13 protein-coding genes are annotated in these 15,521 nt (G+C 66.2%); 5 read left to right on the top strand and 8 right to left on the bottom strand.

Features of this window, described 5'->3' with window-relative positions; all coding sequences use genetic code 11:
- Positions 1–26: 26 nt before the first annotated feature.
- The 7 genes from ACRSCF_RS12040 to ACRSCF_RS12010 form a co-directional block, all read right to left on the bottom strand.
- Positions 27–911, bottom strand: a complete 885-nt coding sequence (locus ACRSCF_RS12040; RefSeq protein ID WP_016446302.1) for a carbohydrate ABC transporter permease — start codon at positions 909–911, stop codon at positions 27–29.
- The gene (locus tag ACRSCF_RS12035; RefSeq protein WP_016446303.1) at positions 904–1,776 is read right to left on the bottom strand and encodes a carbohydrate ABC transporter permease; all 873 of its coding nucleotides are present in this window, start codon (positions 1,774–1,776) and stop codon (positions 904–906) included. The genes ACRSCF_RS12040 and ACRSCF_RS12035 overlap by 8 nt, the downstream gene beginning before the upstream one ends.
- A gap of 14 nt (positions 1,777–1,790) precedes the next feature.
- A complete protein-coding gene (locus tag ACRSCF_RS12030) occupies positions 1,791–3,038 on the bottom strand; it encodes an ABC transporter substrate-binding protein (RefSeq protein WP_432675836.1) in 1,248 nt (415 codons plus the stop codon).
- A complete protein-coding gene (locus ACRSCF_RS12025; protein WP_244388078.1) occupies positions 3,035–4,594 on the bottom strand; it encodes an aldehyde dehydrogenase family protein in 1,560 nt (519 codons plus the stop codon). The genes ACRSCF_RS12030 and ACRSCF_RS12025 overlap by 4 nt, the downstream gene beginning before the upstream one ends.
- Before the next feature lie 83 nt (positions 4,595–4,677).
- A complete protein-coding gene (locus tag ACRSCF_RS12020; RefSeq protein ID WP_043791169.1) occupies positions 4,678–5,457 on the bottom strand; it encodes an enoyl-CoA hydratase/isomerase family protein in 780 nt (259 codons plus the stop codon).
- Positions 5,450–7,045 (bottom strand): acyl CoA:acetate/3-ketoacid CoA transferase, encoded by a 1,596-nt coding sequence (locus tag ACRSCF_RS12015; protein WP_244388077.1) that lies wholly within the window; start codon positions 7,043–7,045, stop codon positions 5,450–5,452. The genes ACRSCF_RS12020 and ACRSCF_RS12015 overlap by 8 nt, the downstream gene beginning before the upstream one ends.
- On the bottom strand, positions 7,042–8,073 hold the full coding sequence (locus ACRSCF_RS12010) for a Gfo/Idh/MocA family protein (RefSeq protein WP_034366711.1): 1,032 nt from the start codon (positions 8,071–8,073) through the stop codon (positions 7,042–7,044). Before ACRSCF_RS12010 ends, ACRSCF_RS12015 begins: the two co-directional genes overlap by 4 nt.
- 110 nt (positions 8,074–8,183) lie before the next feature.
- Here ACRSCF_RS12010 and ACRSCF_RS12005 point away from each other — a divergent pair, with 110 nt between their 5' ends.
- From ACRSCF_RS12005 to ACRSCF_RS11995, 3 genes are all read left to right on the top strand, one after another.
- Positions 8,184–9,200 (top strand): LacI family DNA-binding transcriptional regulator, encoded by a 1,017-nt coding sequence (locus ACRSCF_RS12005; protein WP_016446309.1) that lies wholly within the window; start codon positions 8,184–8,186, stop codon positions 9,198–9,200.
- A gap of 208 nt (positions 9,201–9,408) precedes the next feature.
- Positions 9,409–10,392 carry a DUF1852 domain-containing protein gene (locus ACRSCF_RS12000; protein ID WP_034366714.1) on the top strand — a complete coding sequence of 328 codons (984 nt, stop codon included), beginning with the start codon at positions 9,409–9,411 and terminating at the stop codon, positions 10,390–10,392.
- A gap of 103 nt (positions 10,393–10,495) precedes the next feature.
- Entirely contained in the window at positions 10,496–11,521 is a 1,026-nt protein-coding gene (locus ACRSCF_RS11995; RefSeq protein ID WP_016451519.1) for a methionine synthase, read from the top strand.
- Positions 11,522–11,689: 168 nt separating this feature from the next.
- Here ACRSCF_RS11995 and ACRSCF_RS11990 read toward each other — a convergent pair whose 3' ends face one another.
- Complete coding sequence (locus ACRSCF_RS11990) at positions 11,690–12,127, bottom strand: acyl-CoA thioesterase (RefSeq protein WP_016446312.1); 438 nt, start codon at positions 12,125–12,127, stop codon at positions 11,690–11,692.
- A gap of 217 nt (positions 12,128–12,344) precedes the next feature.
- Between ACRSCF_RS11990 and ACRSCF_RS11985 the strand changes: the two genes are divergently transcribed.
- Together ACRSCF_RS11985 and ACRSCF_RS11980 are read left to right on the top strand one after the other, a co-directional pair.
- Positions 12,345–14,045, top strand: a complete 1,701-nt coding sequence (locus tag ACRSCF_RS11985) for an electron transfer flavoprotein-ubiquinone oxidoreductase (RefSeq protein WP_074922936.1) — start codon at positions 12,345–12,347, stop codon at positions 14,043–14,045.
- A gap of 404 nt (positions 14,046–14,449) precedes the next feature.
- Positions 14,450–15,421: an ABC transporter substrate-binding protein gene (locus ACRSCF_RS11980; RefSeq protein ID WP_016446314.1), complete on the top strand. Its 972-nt coding sequence runs from the start codon at positions 14,450–14,452 to the stop codon at positions 15,419–15,421.
- The last annotated feature ends 100 nt before the right edge of the window (positions 15,422–15,521 follow it).

Raw genomic sequence — 15,521 nt, 5'->3', positions numbered from 1 at the left:
AATGCCTCACTGCAAGATGCTGGGCATCAGCCTTTGACGGCGCCGGCCATCAGCCCGCGCACGAAGAACCGGCCCGACACCAGGTACACGGCCAGCGTCGGCAAGGCCGCAATGAACGCCCCCGCGAAGTGGACGTTGTATTCCTTGACGCCGGTGCTGCTGTTGACCAGGTTGTTCAGCGCCACGGTCAGCGGGTAGGAGCTGAAATCGCTGAACGAGGCGCCGAACAGGAACTCGTTCCAGATGCTGGTGAACTGCCATATCGCGGCCACCACGACGATGGGCAGGCTGTTGGGCAGCAGCACGCGCCACAGCAGCCCGAAGAATCCCGCGCCATCCATGCGCGCCGAGCGCACCAGCTCGGCCGGGAAGGCCGCGTAGTAGTTGCGAAAGAACAGCGTGGTGAAGCCTATGCCGTACACCGTGTTGACGAAGACCAGGCCCTTGAGGCTGCCCGCCAGGCCCAGTGCCCCCAGCATCTTGGCCATGGGGATCAGCACGATCTGGAATGGAATGAAGACCGACAGCAAGATGGCGCCGAACAGCAGGTCCGCCCCCCGGAAACGGAACTGGGTCAAGATGCAGCCGTTGAGCGCGCCCAGGGCCGTGGACAGCAGCACGGATGGCACGGCCACCAGGAAGGAATTGAGGAAGAACGGCCGCAGCCCCGTGGCCTGCACGCCGATCTGCGCCGTGCTCCAGGCGCTGCGCCAGGGCGCCAGCGTCCACTGGCCGGGCAGCGCCAGCAGGTGGCCGCTGCGGATCTCGTCGAGCGGCTTGAACGAATTGGCCAGCATCACATAGACCGGCAGCAGGAAGACCGCCGCCAGCAGGACCAGCGCCGCATACAGCAGCACGCGCCAGGGCTGAAGCCGCCGTGTCACGGACCAGGGTGTGCGCAGCTCAGTCATGGCGACCTCCTGCACTGCGCATGGCGCCCCAGAGATAGGGCAGGACGATGGCGCCCACGGCCAGCAGCATCAGCACAGAGCTGGCCGCGCCCACGGCCATCTCGTTGCGGGTGAACGAGTACTGGTACATGAACACCGAGGGCAGCCAGGTCGAGCGGCCGGGCCCGCCATTGGTCAGCGCAATCACCAGGTCATAGGACTTGATGGCCATGTGCGCCAGGATCACGAAGGCCGATACGAAAACCGGCCCCAATTGCGGCAGGATGATGCGCCAGTAGACCTGCCAGGTGCGCGCGCCATCGAGCCGCGCCGCATGGATCTGCTCGGAGTCCACCCCGCGCAGGCCCGCCAGGAACAGGGCCATGGCAAAGCCGCTGGTCTGCCACACGGCGGCGATAACCACGCAGTAGATGGCCATGTCGCCGTCCTTGATCCAGCCGAACGCAAAGCCCTGCCAGCCCAGCAGGTGCATGGATTTTTCCAGGCCCACGCCGGGGTCGAGCAGCCATTTCCACGCCGTTCCCGTGACGATGAAGGACAGGGCCATGGGGTACAGGAAGATGGAGCGCAGCACGGCCTCGGCGCGGATCTTCTGGTCGATCAGGATGGCCAGTACCAGGCCCAGCGCCATGGCAATGGCGATGTAGAGGCTGGCGAACACCGCGAGGTTGTTCGCCGAGATCTTCCAGTTCTCCAGCCCCAGCAGCCGCGTGTAGGCAGCGGTGCCGGCCCATTCATGGCGCGGCAGCAGGGTCGATGCCGTGAACGACAGATAGACCGTGAACAGAATGCATCCGTACACGCACACCAGCGTGAGCAGCACGCTGGGGCTGAGCAGCAGCCTGGGGAGCCAGCCGGCCTTCATGGCAGGGTGCTCCATCAGTCGGCCAGGGCCGAGGCCAGCTCGGCCACGGCCCTGGCATCGTCGATCTGGCCGTTGAAGTGGCGCGTGACCACGTCATAGATGGCGTTCTTGGCCGATGCGGCCGTCGCATGGCCCAGCGCAATGGAGCCCAGCATGCTGCGCCGGCCATCGGCCTCGGCCACGTCGCGGATGGCCTTTTTGCCGCATTCGTCGAAGGCCGTATCCGCCACGTCCAGGCGCGCAGGCGCCGCACCCTTGACGACATTGAACGCCGACTGAAAGTCCGGCTCCATGATGGCGGCCGCCAGCTTGCGCTGAGCGGCCGCCTTGCCCGCGTCGGACAGCCTGAACATCACGAACTGGTCGGTACTGAAGGCCACCATGCCCTGGGTGCCCGGGAAGCGATAGCAGGCAAAGTCCTTGCCGGGCTGCTTGCCGGCGTTGAGGAACTCGCCCTTGGCCCAGTCGCCCATGATCTGGAAGCCCGCCTTGCCGGCGATGACCATGCCCAAGGCCACGTTCCAGTCGCGCCCCGAAAAATCCTTGTCCACCAGGCTGCGGATCTGCGCCATGCGCTGGAATACCTTGCGCGTGGTCGCCGACCGGATGGTGGCATGATCGCGCTCGATGAAGGCCTTGCGGTAGTAGTCGGCGCCGCCCGTGGACAGGGCCACGCTGTCGAACACGATGGCCTCCTGCCAGGGTTGGCCGCCATGGGCGATGGCGATGAAGCCGGCCTGGCGCACCTTGCGCGCCGCCGCGATGAATTCGTCAAAGCTCGCTGGCTCGGCCGTCACGCCCGCCTGGGCCAGCACCTGCCGGTTGGCCCACAGCCAGTTGGTCGAATGGATGTTGACCGGCGCCGCGATCCAGCGGCCCTGGTAGCGCGAGAATTTCTGCACCTCCTGCGGCACGCTTTTGTCCCAGCCCTCGCGCGCGGCCAGGGCATCCAGGTCGGCGACCACGCCCTGGCCGCCCCAGTCCAGGATGTCGAAGCCCAGCATCTGCACCGCCGTGGGCGGGTTGCCCGAGGTCACGCGGGCGCGCACCGCCGTCATGGCCGCCTCGCCGCCGCCACCGGCCACGGGCATGTCGTTCCAGCGCACGCCCTGCTTTTCCAGCCCGCTCTTGAGCAGGTTCAGCGCGGCGGCCTCGCCGCCAGCGGTCCACCAGTGCAGGACCTCGACGCTCTGCCCGGCCATGGCGGCCGGCGGTGTGGCAAGGGCCATGGCCAGCGCCATGGCAGTCAGTGGCCGCTTCATGCCGTGTCTCCTTCGTGGATGGGCAGATACCAGTGGCTGCGCGCACCCAGGTGCATGTGCAGGGTCTTGGCCTGGGTGTAGTCCTCGGCGGCACGGCGGCCCAGCTCGCGGCCCAGGCCGCTTTGGCGGTAGCCGCCGAAAGGCAGCTCGGCATGGCCTTCGAGGAAGGTATTGACCCAGACCGTGCCGGCCTTGATGCGCCGCGCCGCCGCCAGGCAGGTGCTGAAGTCACGGCTCCAGACGGCGGCCGACAGGCCGTAGAGCGTGGCGTTGGCCAGGTCGATCGCATCGTCCAGGTCCTCGAAGACCAGCACCGCGAGCACGGGCCCGAAGACCTCCTGCCTGGCAATGGCCATGTCCGGCGTCACGCCGGCCAGCACCGTGGGCTCCACATACAGGCCCGGGCGCGCCATGCGGCCGCCGCCCAGCACCACGCGGGCGCCGGCCTGGCGCGCGGCCTCGATGTGGGTGAGGATGGCGTCCAGCTGGCGCTGCGTGGTGATGGCGCCCACCTGCACGCCCTGGTCCAGCGGATCGCCCACGCGCACCTGCCGAGCGCGCTCGGCCACGGCGGCCACGAAGCGCTCGGCGATGGCCGCCTGCACCAGCACGCGGCTGCCGCTGTTGCAGCACTGGCCGGCATTGAAGTGCATGCCCAGCACCGTGGCATCGACGGCCGCCTCGAAGTCGCAGTCGGCAAAGACGATCTGGGGGTTCTTGCCGCCCAGCTCCAGGGACAGCTTCTTGAGCGTCTGCGCCGATGCTGCGGCCACCTTCCAGCCTGTTTCCGTGGAGCCCGTGAAGGACAGCATGTCGATGTCCGGGTGCGCGGCCAGGACCTCGCCGACAGCGCCACCGCCTCCTGGCAGGATGTTGACGGCACCGGGCGGCAGGCCGGCGTTCATGAGGATCTCGCCCAGCATCAGCGTGGTGGCCGATGTTTCCTCGGCCGGCTTGACCACGGCCGTGCAGCCGGCGGCCAGCGCAAAGGGCAGCTTCTGGCTGACGATGAGCAGGGGAAAGTTCCAGGGCGTGACGATGCCGACCACGCCCAGCGGCTCGCGCAGCACCACACCCAGCGTCTGCTCGCCCAGCGTGTCATAGCTGTCGCCATGCAGGTTGCGCGCCAGTGCGGCGGCGTAGTGCCACAGGTCGGCTGCCGCGCCCACCTCGTCCAGCGACTGGGCCAGCGGCTTGCCGGTCTCCAGCGTCTCCATACGCGCCAATTCCTGCCTGCGGTCCAGCAGGCATTCGGCCACGGCACGCAGCACGCTGGCGCGCTGCGCCCCCTTCATGCGGGGCCAGGGCCCGTGGTCCGCAGCGCGGCGTGCTGCGGCAATGGCACGCGCGGCATCGGCCCGCCCGGCCCGCGCATGGATGCTGGCCACGGTGCCGTGGGCCGGGGAGCGGCGTTCCAGCGTCGCGCCGTCGGCCGCATCGGCCCAGGCGCCATCGATGAGCAGCCGGCCATGGAACGGGGGCCTGTGGATGAGGCCGGCCATGGCCCCTGCATTCACTGCAGGTGCATGGGCTGGAGGCGGGTTCGCGGCAGTCATGGTGGCGGTCTCCTTGGGGGGTTCAGGGGGCAAGGGCGGGACGGCGAATCGGCAGGTCGGCAGGTCGGCAGGTCGGCGCAGATTCAGCGGCCCAGGTAGCGCGGCACGCGCTTTTCCTTGAAGCTGAGCAGGCCTTCGGCTGCATCGGCCGTGCTCGCGGCCAGGGCTGCGGCCATGGCTTCCAGTGCGGCGGGTGCGTCTTCGCCGGCGGCGGCATTGATCAGTTGCTTGGTCAGCTGCAGTGCCACGGGCGCCTGGCCTGCCATGTCGTGGGCCAACGCAGCAGCGCGCAGGCCCAGTTCGCTGGCCGGCACCCGTTCATGCACCAGCCCGCAGGCCAGCGCCTGATCGGCGGACAGCCGCACGCCGCCCAGGGCCAGGTACTTCGCGTGGCCGGGGCCGATCAGCCGCACCAGCCGCTGCGAGCCGGACCAGCCGGGACAGGTGGCGATCGATGCCTCTGGCAGCGCGAACTGGGCCGTATCGACGGCGATGCGCACATCGCTGGTGATGGCCAGCTCCAGCCCGCCGCCGAACGCATGGCCGTTGAGCGCCGCAATCACGGGCTGGCGCAGCCGCGCCCACCGGTCAAACACCTGGTGGCCACGGCGCACCCACTGCCGCCACATGTCCAGCGGCTGCAGCGCGGCCCAGGCATGGATGTCGGCGCCCGCGCAAAAGGCCCTGTCGCCACGGCCGGTCAGCACCACGGCACGGATGGCGCCATCGGCCTCGATCTCGCGCGCCATGTGCTCCAGTGCGTCAAGCATGCAGGGGGTCAGCGCGTTCAGCCTTGCGGGCCGGTCTATCGTGACCTGGGCCACGGGGCCCTGGCGCACCAGTTGAACCAGGGTCTCAGCCACGGCGGACCTCCCGGGCCTGCAGGGCCAGGCCAAAGGGCGCATCGTGGAACAGGCACTCATCCATACGCCGCAGGTCGGGCGCCACCTGCAGCGCCATGCCGGCCTGCTCCAGCACATCGCGCTGCAGGTCCACGCCGGGCGCGATCTCGCGCACGACCAGGCCCTGGTCTTCGAGGTCGATGACGCAGCGCTCGGTCACATAGCGCACCCGCTGCCCGCGCTGGCGCCCGACCAGGCCGCTGAAGCTGATGTGCTCGGCCGTGCCGACGAACTTGCGCGTGCCGCCCTCCTCGAGGATGTCCAGCCGCCCGTCTCCCACGCGCAGCCTGGCGCCGGCCGTGAAAAGTCCGCAGAAGACGATGCGCCGCGCATGGGCCGTGATATCCACAAAGCCGCCGCAGCCGGCCGTCAGATAGGGCCTGGCCCCCAGCCGCGAGACATTGACGCTGCCATCGCCATCCACCTGCAGGAAGGACAGCAGCGTCACATCGAAGCCCCCGCCCTGGAAATAGGTGAACTGCTGAGGCGAGGCCACGATGGCATCGGCATTGGCCGCGCAGCCAAAGGCAAAGCCCAGCAGCGGCATGCCGCCGACGGCGCCCTGCTCTATGACCCAGGTCACCTCGCCATGCAGGCCCTCCTCGAGCAGGATGCGCGGCACATTGGCCGCAATGCCAAAGCCCAGGTTGGCGGCATGCCCGTGCGCCAGCTCCATGGCGGCGCGGCGCGCAATCACCTTCTCGGGCCCCCAGGCCTGGGGCTCGAAGCCGGACAGCGGTTGCGCAACCTCCCCGCTGATGGCCGGGTCATACACCGTCTGCGTGGTCTGCCACTGATCGGCATCGACCACCACATGGTCCACCAGATGGCAGGGGACGCGGACATCGTGCGGCCTCAGGTGGCCGGCCCTGACGATGCGCTTGACCTGGGCGATGACGATGCCGCCGTTGTTGCGTGCGGCCATCGCCTGCTCCAGCGCGCCCAGCAGCGCGCCTTCGTGCTCATAGCCCAGGTTGCCGCGCTCATCGGCCGTGGTGGCGCGCAGGACGGTCACGTCGGGCGCCACAGCGGGAAAGAACAGCCAGTCGCGCCCGTCGAAATGCTGCAGGCGCACTACCGGATGGCGGCTGGCCGGCTCGTTCATCGCGCAGCCCTGCTGTGCGGGATCGACAAAGGTGCCCATGCCCGCCTGGGTCAGCACGCCCGGGCGCCGCGCAGCCGCCTCGCGGTGCATATCGAACAGGATGCCGCTGGGGATGTTGTAGGCCTGGATCTGGTTGTCCACCACCATGCGCCAGATCGCAGGCATGGGCAGCGAGGACGGGCCGCTGGGATACGAGCCGGCCAGGACACGCGACAGCAGCCCGGGCCGGGCCAGATGGTCCATTCCCTTGATGCCGTACATATCGCCGGCCGCAATCGGGTGCAGCGTGGTCAGGTTGCGCGGAGCACCCTCGCGTTCGAAGCGCTCGCCAATGGCGGCCAGCACCTTGTCGGGGCAGCCCAGCCCGCTGGACGAGCTCACGCTGACGATGTCGCCGTCGCGCAGCAAGGCTGCAGCCTGTGCGGCGGTGATGTGCTTGCTCATGCGGCTGCCCCCCGTTCCCGTGCAAGGGGATTGGCTATGGGCACGGCCCGGCCCGTGCGGCAGGCCTGGGCCATGGCCACCGCCGCCGCCAGCGAGCGCACGCCGTCCTCGCCGGTGGCGGCAGGCAGGCCTTCGCCGCGCAGGGCGGCGCAGAACGCGGCCACCCCATGCGCGTAGAGACCGTGGTGCTCCACGGCAATGGCCTGCTCGCCGGCCCCATTGCGCAGCAGCACCTCGCCGCCCGGCCGCTGCGTCATCACATCGCGCCCGATGAGCGAGCCCGAGGTGCCATGGATCTCGATGCCGGTTCCCGCATGCGCCACGGTGAATGCCGCATGCAGTTGCGCCAGCACGCCGTTGTCCAGCCGCAGCACGGCCATCACGCCGTCCGCCACGCCGTTGCGAGACAGCGGTCCTTGCTGCTCCAGCGCCACCGCCTCCACCGGCTCAGCCCCCAGGATGAAGCGCAGCACATCCACGTCATGCACGCCGATGTCGAGGATCACGCCACCGGCCTCGGGCCGCTCCAGCCGCCAGCCCTGCACAGAGGGCGGCAGTTCGATGGCGTGGAAGACGCGCGCAAACAGCGGCTGGCCCACGGCGCCATCGCGCACCAGCTCGCGCATCCTGCGGTGCGTTGCCGCGTTGCGCAGGTGGTGGTTGGTGCCCAGCACCACGCCTGCGGCCCGGCATGCCCTCACCATGTCCAGCGCCTGCTGCACGGTCAGCGCCAATGGCTTCTCGCACAGGACATGCTTGCCGGCCGCTGCCGCAGCAAGGACCTGGGCGTGGCGCAATTCGTTGTCGGCGCTGACGTAGACCACCTGGACTGACGGGTCGGCCAGCAGGGCGGGCACCGAGTCGTAGGCGCGGGCAATGCCCTGCTCGGCAGCAAACTGCGCCGCGCGCTTTGCACTGCGGCTGGCGACCGCCGCCACCGTGTGCCCGCGCTGCGCGCGGATGGCACCGATCATGTGATCGGCAGCAATGGTGCTGGCCCCTATCAATCCCCAACCGACCTCGCTCATGGTCTCCCTCCCTGTATTGATGATTTCTATTGGAACGTTCTAATTGATTATTGGAACGTTCCAAAAGAAGATCAAGCACAATCGCGCCGACCCAGGGAAAACACCGAACCATGATGAACAAGCCCCCTTCCGTGCGCGCCGTGACCATCCTTGACGTGGCGGCTGCGGCCCAGGTCTCCAAATCAACGGTGTCGCTGGTGCTCAAGGGCAGCCCCCTGATTCCGGCCGAGACATCGGAGCGCGTGCGTGCAGCGGCAGCGCAGCTCGGCTACGTCTACAACCGCCGCGCCGGAGAGCTGCGGCGCCAGTCGTCCAACATGGTCGGTGTCGTGATCAACGACCTGATGAACCCCTTCTTTGCCGAGGTGCTGGCGGGGCTGGAGCGCAGGCTGGCCGATGCCGGCTTCATCACGCTCATGGCCCACACCAGCGAAAGCCTGGAGCGCCAGCAAAAAGTGCTGACCACCATGCGCGAGCACAACGCGGCCGGCATTGCGCTGTGCCCGGCGCTGGACACGCCGGCCTCGCTGGCCCAGGACCTGCAGTCATGGGGCATTCCCCTGGTGGTCATGATCCGCACGCTGGGCGAGGGAAGCTACGACTTCGCAGGCGCCGACAACGCCCACGGCGTGATGGCGGCCACACGCCACCTGCTGGCGGCCGGGCATCGCCGCATCGGTTTTCTGGGAGGGCTGGACGGCCTGATGCTGGAGCAGCGCCTGAGCGGCTGCAGGGCCGCCTTTGCCGATGCGGGCCTGGCTTTCGATGAAGACCTGGTTTTCTCCGCCAGCCCCACGCGCACGGGAGGGCATGACGCCATGCGCAGCCTGCTGGCCGCGCAGCCAGCCATCAAGGCGGCCATCTGCTACAACGATCTGGTGGCCTTTGGCGCACTGTCTGCCCTGGACGAAAACGGACTGCGCGCAGGCAAAGACTTCGCGCTCATGGGCTTCGACAACGTGTTCGATGCCGCGCATTCCCATCCCCCCCTGAGCACGGTGGACGTGCGCCCCGCCGAGCTTGGCGAACAGGCTGCCACCTTGCTGCTGGCACGCATGGCCCATCCGGGCCAGCCCCGCCAGCAGTTGTTGGCCAGGCCCAAGCTGGTGCTGCGCCAGTCAGCCTGAAGACCGCGGCGCGGTCGGAACTGGCCCGGATACCGACTGGCTCCACCGCGCTGAGCGGGATGCGCTCTGGCCTGCCGGCTTTTAATGAACCAGGCTCATGGTTTCATGAGATAAGACCACTTTACTTCATCGATTGCCGTCCATAACATCCGCACCTATTGCTTGCCCGCAGTTTTCGGCAAGGGCATGAATCAGGTCGCAGATCACAATGAACCAAGAACTCAGCTTCCATCTCAAGCGCATTCGTTTCGATGAAGACTATCAACCATCGGACAGCACGCGAATTACCACCAACTTTGCCAATCTGGCCCGTGGCGATTGCCGGCAGCAGAACCTGCGCAACACGCTGAGGATGATTGACAACCGCTTCAACGACCTAGCCCACTGGGACAATCCCACGGGAGATCGCTACTCGGTGGAGCTCGAGATCATCTCGGTCGAAATGGGAATTGGCGCCAGAAACGGCCTTGGTGCGTTTCCGTTGATCGAGATATTGAAGACCAGCATCCTCGACAAGAAGAACCACAAGCGCATAGACGGCATCGCAGGGAACAATTTCTCCTCCTACGTGCGCGACTACGATTTCAGCGTTGTGCTTGCGCAGTACAACGCCAACCGATCCGAATTCGGCACCCCCGATGATTTTGGCGACTTGCATGGAAAGCTGTTCAGGCAATTTTCCAGTTCAGGCACCTACAGGCAGCACTTCGACAAGCCGCCCGTCATCTGTATCAGCGTGTCCACCAGCAAGACCTACCAGCGCACCGGAAACCGGCACCCCATACTGGGCATCGAGTATCGGCAGAGCGAGTTCTCCTCGACCGACCGGTATTTCGAGAAGATGGGAATGCAGGTTCGCTTCTTCATGCCTCCAAATGGCGTTGCGCCACTGGCCTTCTACTTTCACGGCGACCTGCTGAACGACTATACGAATATCGAGCTGATCGGCACGATCAGCACCATGGAGACCTTCCAGAAGATTTATCGCCCCGAAATCTACAACGCGAATTCTGCAGCCGGGATGCTCTATCAACCCAGCCTGAAGAATCACGATTACTCGTCGACGCAGATTGTCTATGACCGGGAAGAGCGCAGCCAGTTGGCTGTCAAGCAGGGCAAGTTTGCAGAGCAGCACTTCATCAAGCCGTACAAGAATGTGCTTGAGCAATGGGCTGCCGATTTCGCCCTGTAGCATCCGCCGCCATGCCTGCCATGGCACCCAATCCGTGGCGGGCCGGGAAAACCGTCCCTGAGCACGCCCGCCATACCCCTGTTTGATTTGAAGGAATTCCCAGATGTTCGAAACCTCGATCGCCGGCAGCCTGCCCAAGCCCGCCTGGCTGGCTGAAACCAACAAGCTCTGGCCCCAGTGGAAGGCCGAAGGCGATGCGCTTCGCCAGGCCAAGGCCGATGCAACCCTGCTGTGGATCAAGGCCCAGGAAGACGCAGGCCTGGACATCGTGTGCGACGGCGAGCAGTCACGCCAGCACTTCGTGCACGGCTTCCTGGAGCAGGTCGAGGGCATCGACTTCGAGAACAAGGTGAAGATGGGCATCCGCGACAACCGCTACGACGCGATGGTGCCGCAGGTGGTGTCGGCCCTGCGCCTGAAGGGCCGCGTGCATGCCTTCGAGGCGCAACTGGCACGCGCGCACACCAGGAAGAAGCTGAAGTTCACGCTGCCCGGCCCCATGACCATCGTCGACACCGTGGCGGACCGCTTCTATGGCGACAGGGTGAAGATGGCCTTCGCCTTCGCCGAGCTGCTCAATCAGGAGGCCCTGGCGCTGCAGGCCGACGGCGTGGACATCATCCAGTTCGACGAGCCCGCTTTCAACGTCTACATGAAGGACGCCGCCGACTGGGGCGTGCAGGCGCTGGAACGTGCGGCGCAGGGCCTGACCTGCACGACGGCCGTGCATATCTGCTACGGCTACGGGATCAAGGCCAATACGGACTGGAAAAGCACCCTGGGCGATGAATGGCGCCAGTACGAGACGGTGTTCCCCGCGCTGGCCAGGAGCCGCATCGACCAGGTGAGCCTGGAGTGCATCCACTCCCACGTGCCGCCCGACCTGATGAGGCTGCTGGCCGGCAAGGACGTGATGGTCGGCGTGATCGACGTGGCCAGCGACGTGGTCGAGACCCCCGAAGAGGTGGCCGACACCATCGGCCGGGCGCTGGAGTTCGTGCCGAAGGAGCGGCTGTTCCCCTGCACGAACTGCGGCCTCGCACCCATGGGCCGCGACGTGGCGTGGCGCAAGCTGCAAGCGCTGGCAGCAGGCACGCGGCTGGCAAAGGAGCGGTTGGCCGCTGCGTAAGTCGCGCCCGGCCGCCACGCCGGGCTACCCAGGGCTGTGATGGATCTGCAATGCGGCAGAACAAAAACCCCAGCGCACCCTGCATCAAAGGGCTTGTTCGTCCGGACCGGGCCAGCCCCGCCAGCCATTGCTGGCTACACGTCGGCTGGTACAGCGGGCGAGCCTGAGTCAACCTGGGCCAGCCGTGCCGCCCACCATCTCCCGCACCCAGCCCGGCAGCTCGACGGCCTTCTGCCTGGGAAAGTCCACCCAGATGACGGTGCCGCCACCGGCCGCGCAGATCACGCCGGGTTCGGAGACGCGTTCCATGGTTCCCCAGGTCTCGAAGGTGGTGCGGCCGGGGTCGCTGACATACATCTTGAGCAGTACTTCGTCGGGATAGGCCAGCTGCTGGTGGAAGTTGCAAAAAGCATTGACGATGACCGGCCCCTGCCCGCCCGGCGTAGGCGCCATGCCCGCTTCGACCATCCAGTCGATGCGGGCAGTCTCCAGATAGCGGAAGTACATGGCGTTGTTGACATGGCCCATGGCGTCCATGTCGCCCCAGCGCACTTTGAATCGCATCTCGTGAACCCATTTTTTATATTCTGGAATCTCTATGCGCATGCCTGCAGTCTCCTTGTTGTAGCGCCACCGCAAGGCACCATGCCCCGCAGCCCCCGGTCACTGTGCAGCAGGGCGGATTCCCGCGCTGTCACCTATCAGCAACGGCAGGGTCCAAGCACGTCATAGAATCCACCGCATTGCGGCTTTTGCGCTGCAACCGAACAAACGTTCGGTCTGCCGACCATCCTGTTTTTCAATATCCAAGCGAGACACCCCGATGACGAACGAAGAAATCCTGGCCCAGTACGGGCCGCGCGAAGCCATGGAATACGACGTGGTGGTGGTCGGCGGCGGCCCCGGCGGGCTGGCCACGGCCATCCGCCTCAAGCAGCTGGCGGCCGAAAAAGGCCAGGATGTCTCCGTCGTCGTGCTGGAAAAGGGGTCGGAGCCCGGTGCCCACATCCTGTCGGGCGCCATCATGGACCCGCGTGCGCTGACCGAGCTGATCCCTGACTGGAAGGAAAAGGGCGCGCCCCTGACCCAGCCCGTCACCGATGACGCCATGGTCTTACTGGGCGAGAAATCCGCCCTGCGCACGCCCAACTTCCTGCTGCCGGCCTGCTTCCAGAACCATGGCAACTACATCGTTCGCCTGGGCTACGTGGTCAAGTGGCTGGGCGAGCAGGCCGAGGCACTGGGCGTTGAAATCTTCCCGGGCTTTGCTGCCGCCGAGGTGCTCTACAACGAGGACGGTTCGGTCAAGGGCGTGGCCACCGGCAACATGGGCATCGGCAAGGACGGCGAGCCCACGGGCGAGTTCCAGCTGGGCATGGAGCTGCACGCCAAGTACACGATCTTTGCCGAAGGCTCACGCGGCCACCTGGGCAAGCAGATCATCGCCAAGTACCAGCTGGACGCCGGCAAGGACCCGCAAAGCTACGGCCTGGGCATCAAGGAGCTGTGGGAAATCGACCCGGCACGCCACAAGCCCGGCTTCGTGATGCACACGGCCGGCTGGCCCATGGACAGCAAGACCTACGGCGGCGCCTTCCTCTACCACCTGGACGACAACAAGGTCACGCTGGGCTTCATCACGGGCCTGGACTATGCCAACCCCTACCTGAGCCCCTTCGAGGAATTCCAGCGCTGGAAGACCCATCCCAACATCCGCTACTACCTGGAAGGCGACGAGTCCAAGGGCATCAAGCCGGCCAAGCGCCTGGGCTACGGCGCGCGCGCCATCACGGCCGGCGGCCTGCTGTCCCTGCCCAAGTTCGTGTTCCCGGGCGGCGCGCTCGTGGGCTGCGACGCAGGTTTCCTGAACGTCAGCCGCATCAAGGGCAGCCATGCCGCCATCAAGACCGGCATGCTGGCCGCCGAGGCCGCCTATGACGCCATCGTCGCAGGCCGCCAGGGCGACGAGCTGGGCGCCTATGTAGAGGCCTTCGAGAACAGCTGGCTGTACGAAGAGCTGAACAAGTCGCGCAACTTCAAGGCCTGGTTCAAGAAGGGCCTGACCACGGCCACGCTGATGAACGGCATCGAGCAGCTCGTGCTCAAGGGCAACATCCCCTGGACGCTGCACCGCGACAAGCCCGACCACGCCTACCTGAAGCCTGCGGCCGAGTGCAAGCCCATCGACTACCCCAAGCCCGATGGCAAGCTGACCTTCGATCGCCTGTCCAGCGTCTTCATCAGCAACACCAACCACGCCGAAGACCAGCCCGCCCACCTGACGCTCAAGGACGCCTCGGTGCCCGTGGCCATCAACCTGGCCAAGTACGCAGGCCCCGAGCAGCGCTACTGCCCGGCCGGCGTCTACGAGTTCGTGGACGACACGGCCCAGGGCGGCAAGCGCCTGCAGATCAACGCCCAGAACTGCGTGCACTGCAAGACCTGCGACATCAAGGACCCCACGCAGAACATCGTCTGGGTCACGCCCGAAGGCGGCGGAGGGCCGAACTACGCGGGCATGTGATCCGCGCGCCACACCGGCCCTTCTCTGAAGCCTGCCCAAGCCTGCTTGTGCAGGCTTTTTCTTTGAGCCTCGTCAAAGCAACATCGGTGCAGAAAGCATAGAAGGCCATCCGAAATGCCATCGCACGCAATAAAAATGCATGGCAAAGCCAAAAACAGGCCCTTGAAGACGCAAACCTGCATCGCCAAACCTGTCCAAGACGCATGAAAAAGTTGCACCTAGGGCATTCCCCGCAGATTTCATGCCAATTTTTAGATACAAACCTATAGGTGAAAACCGGGTCGTCCAAACGCCAAGGCGTACAGGGCGGCTGCAGTAGACTTTGCCGCGAAGCGCCGCGACCGTCCTGTGCGGCCTTCTGCTGAGCAAACAGGAACAACCACAAGCACGTTGGAGATACACGTATGAAGCACTTGTCTTGGGCGCCCCTGGGCGCGCTGGCCCTGGCAATTTCCGCCATTGCGGGCGGCGCCCACGCCGCTGACGAGAAGTCGGTCGCAGTGACCGCCATCGTCGAGCATCCTGCACTCGACGCCGTGCGCGACGGCGTGCAGGCCGCGCTCAAGGAAGCAGGCTACGAAGCCGGCAAGAACCTCAAGTGGCAGTACCAGAGTGCCCAGGGCAACACCGGCACGGCCGCGCAGATCGCTCGCAAGTTCGTGGGCGACAAGCCTGATGCCATCGTCGCCATCGCCACGCCCTCGGCCCAGGCCGTGGTCGCCGCCACCAAGACCGTGCCCGTGGTGTTCTCCGCCGTGACCGACCCCGTGGCCGCCAAGCTGGTGCCCAGCTGGGAGCCTTCCAAGAACAACGTGACCGGCGTGTCCGACCTGCTGGCCCTGGACAAGCAGATGGAGCTGGTCAAGCAGGTCGTGCCCAACGCCAAGCGCGTGGGCATGGTCTACAACCCCGGCGAGGCCAACTCCGCCGTGGTCGTCAAGGAACTCAAGACCCTGCTGCCCAAGCTGGGCATGACCCTGGTGGAAGCCGCCGCTCCCCGCTCCGTGGACGTCAGCAGCGCTGCGCGCAGCCTGGTCGGCAAGGTCGATGTGATCTATACCAATACCGACAACAACGTGGTCTCGGCCTACGAGTCGCTGGTCAAGGTCGGCCAGGACGCCAAGATCCCGCTGGTGGCCTCGGACACCGACTCCGTCAAGCGCGGCGCCGTTGCGGCCCTGGGCATCAACTACCGCGATCTGGGCGAGCAGACCGGCCGCATGGTGGTGCGCATCCTCAAGGGCGAGAAGCCCGGCGACCTCAAGACCGAAGTCAGCACCAAGATGGAGCTGTTCGTGAATCCGGGCGCCGCCGAGAAGCAAGGCGTCAAGCTGTCCGACGCACTGGTCAAGTCGGCCGCCCAGGTGATCAAGTAATACCCGGGGTTTGCCTGCCCGGGACCAACCCGGGCAGTGCGCCCACGGTGGCAGGCGCCATGGCAACATGGCCCTGCCCTTTTTTTAAGTCGTTTTCCGT

Source organism: Delftia sp. 11MD, from assembly GCF_050907895.1.
In the GTDB taxonomy this organism is placed as follows: Bacteria; Pseudomonadota; Gammaproteobacteria; order Burkholderiales; family Burkholderiaceae_C; genus Comamonas; species Comamonas tsuruhatensis.
Note: the sequence above shows the minus strand (reverse complement) of the source record. Positions and strands in the feature narration are given on the sequence as shown.

Coding starts and splice junctions, on each gene's coding strand:
- ACRSCF_RS12040 (WP_016446302.1), bottom strand. CDS start 911: ATGACTGAGCTGCGCACACCCTGGTCCGTGACACGGCGGCTTCAGCCC.
- ACRSCF_RS12035 (WP_016446303.1), bottom strand. CDS start 1,776: ATGAAGGCCGGCTGGCTCCCCAGGCTGCTGCTCAGCCCCAGCGTGCTG.
- ACRSCF_RS12030 (WP_432675836.1), bottom strand. CDS start 3,038: ATGAAGCGGCCACTGACTGCCATGGCGCTGGCCATGGCCCTTGCCACA.
- ACRSCF_RS12025 (WP_244388078.1), bottom strand. CDS start 4,594: ATGACTGCCGCGAACCCGCCTCCAGCCCATGCACCTGCAGTGAATGCA.
- ACRSCF_RS12015 (WP_244388077.1), bottom strand. CDS start 7,045: ATGAGCAAGCACATCACCGCCGCACAGGCTGCAGCCTTGCTGCGCGAC.
- ACRSCF_RS12010 (WP_034366711.1), bottom strand. CDS start 8,073: ATGAGCGAGGTCGGTTGGGGATTGATAGGGGCCAGCACCATTGCTGCC.
- ACRSCF_RS12005 (WP_016446309.1), top strand. CDS start 8,184: ATGATGAACAAGCCCCCTTCCGTGCGCGCCGTGACCATCCTTGACGTG.
- ACRSCF_RS12000 (WP_034366714.1), top strand. CDS start 9,409: ATGAACCAAGAACTCAGCTTCCATCTCAAGCGCATTCGTTTCGATGAA.
- ACRSCF_RS11995 (WP_016451519.1), top strand. CDS start 10,496: ATGTTCGAAACCTCGATCGCCGGCAGCCTGCCCAAGCCCGCCTGGCTG.
- ACRSCF_RS11990 (WP_016446312.1), bottom strand. CDS start 12,127: ATGCGCATAGAGATTCCAGAATATAAAAAATGGGTTCACGAGATGCGA.
- ACRSCF_RS11985 (WP_074922936.1), top strand. CDS start 12,345: ATGACGAACGAAGAAATCCTGGCCCAGTACGGGCCGCGCGAAGCCATG.
- ACRSCF_RS11980 (WP_016446314.1), top strand. CDS start 14,450: ATGAAGCACTTGTCTTGGGCGCCCCTGGGCGCGCTGGCCCTGGCAATT.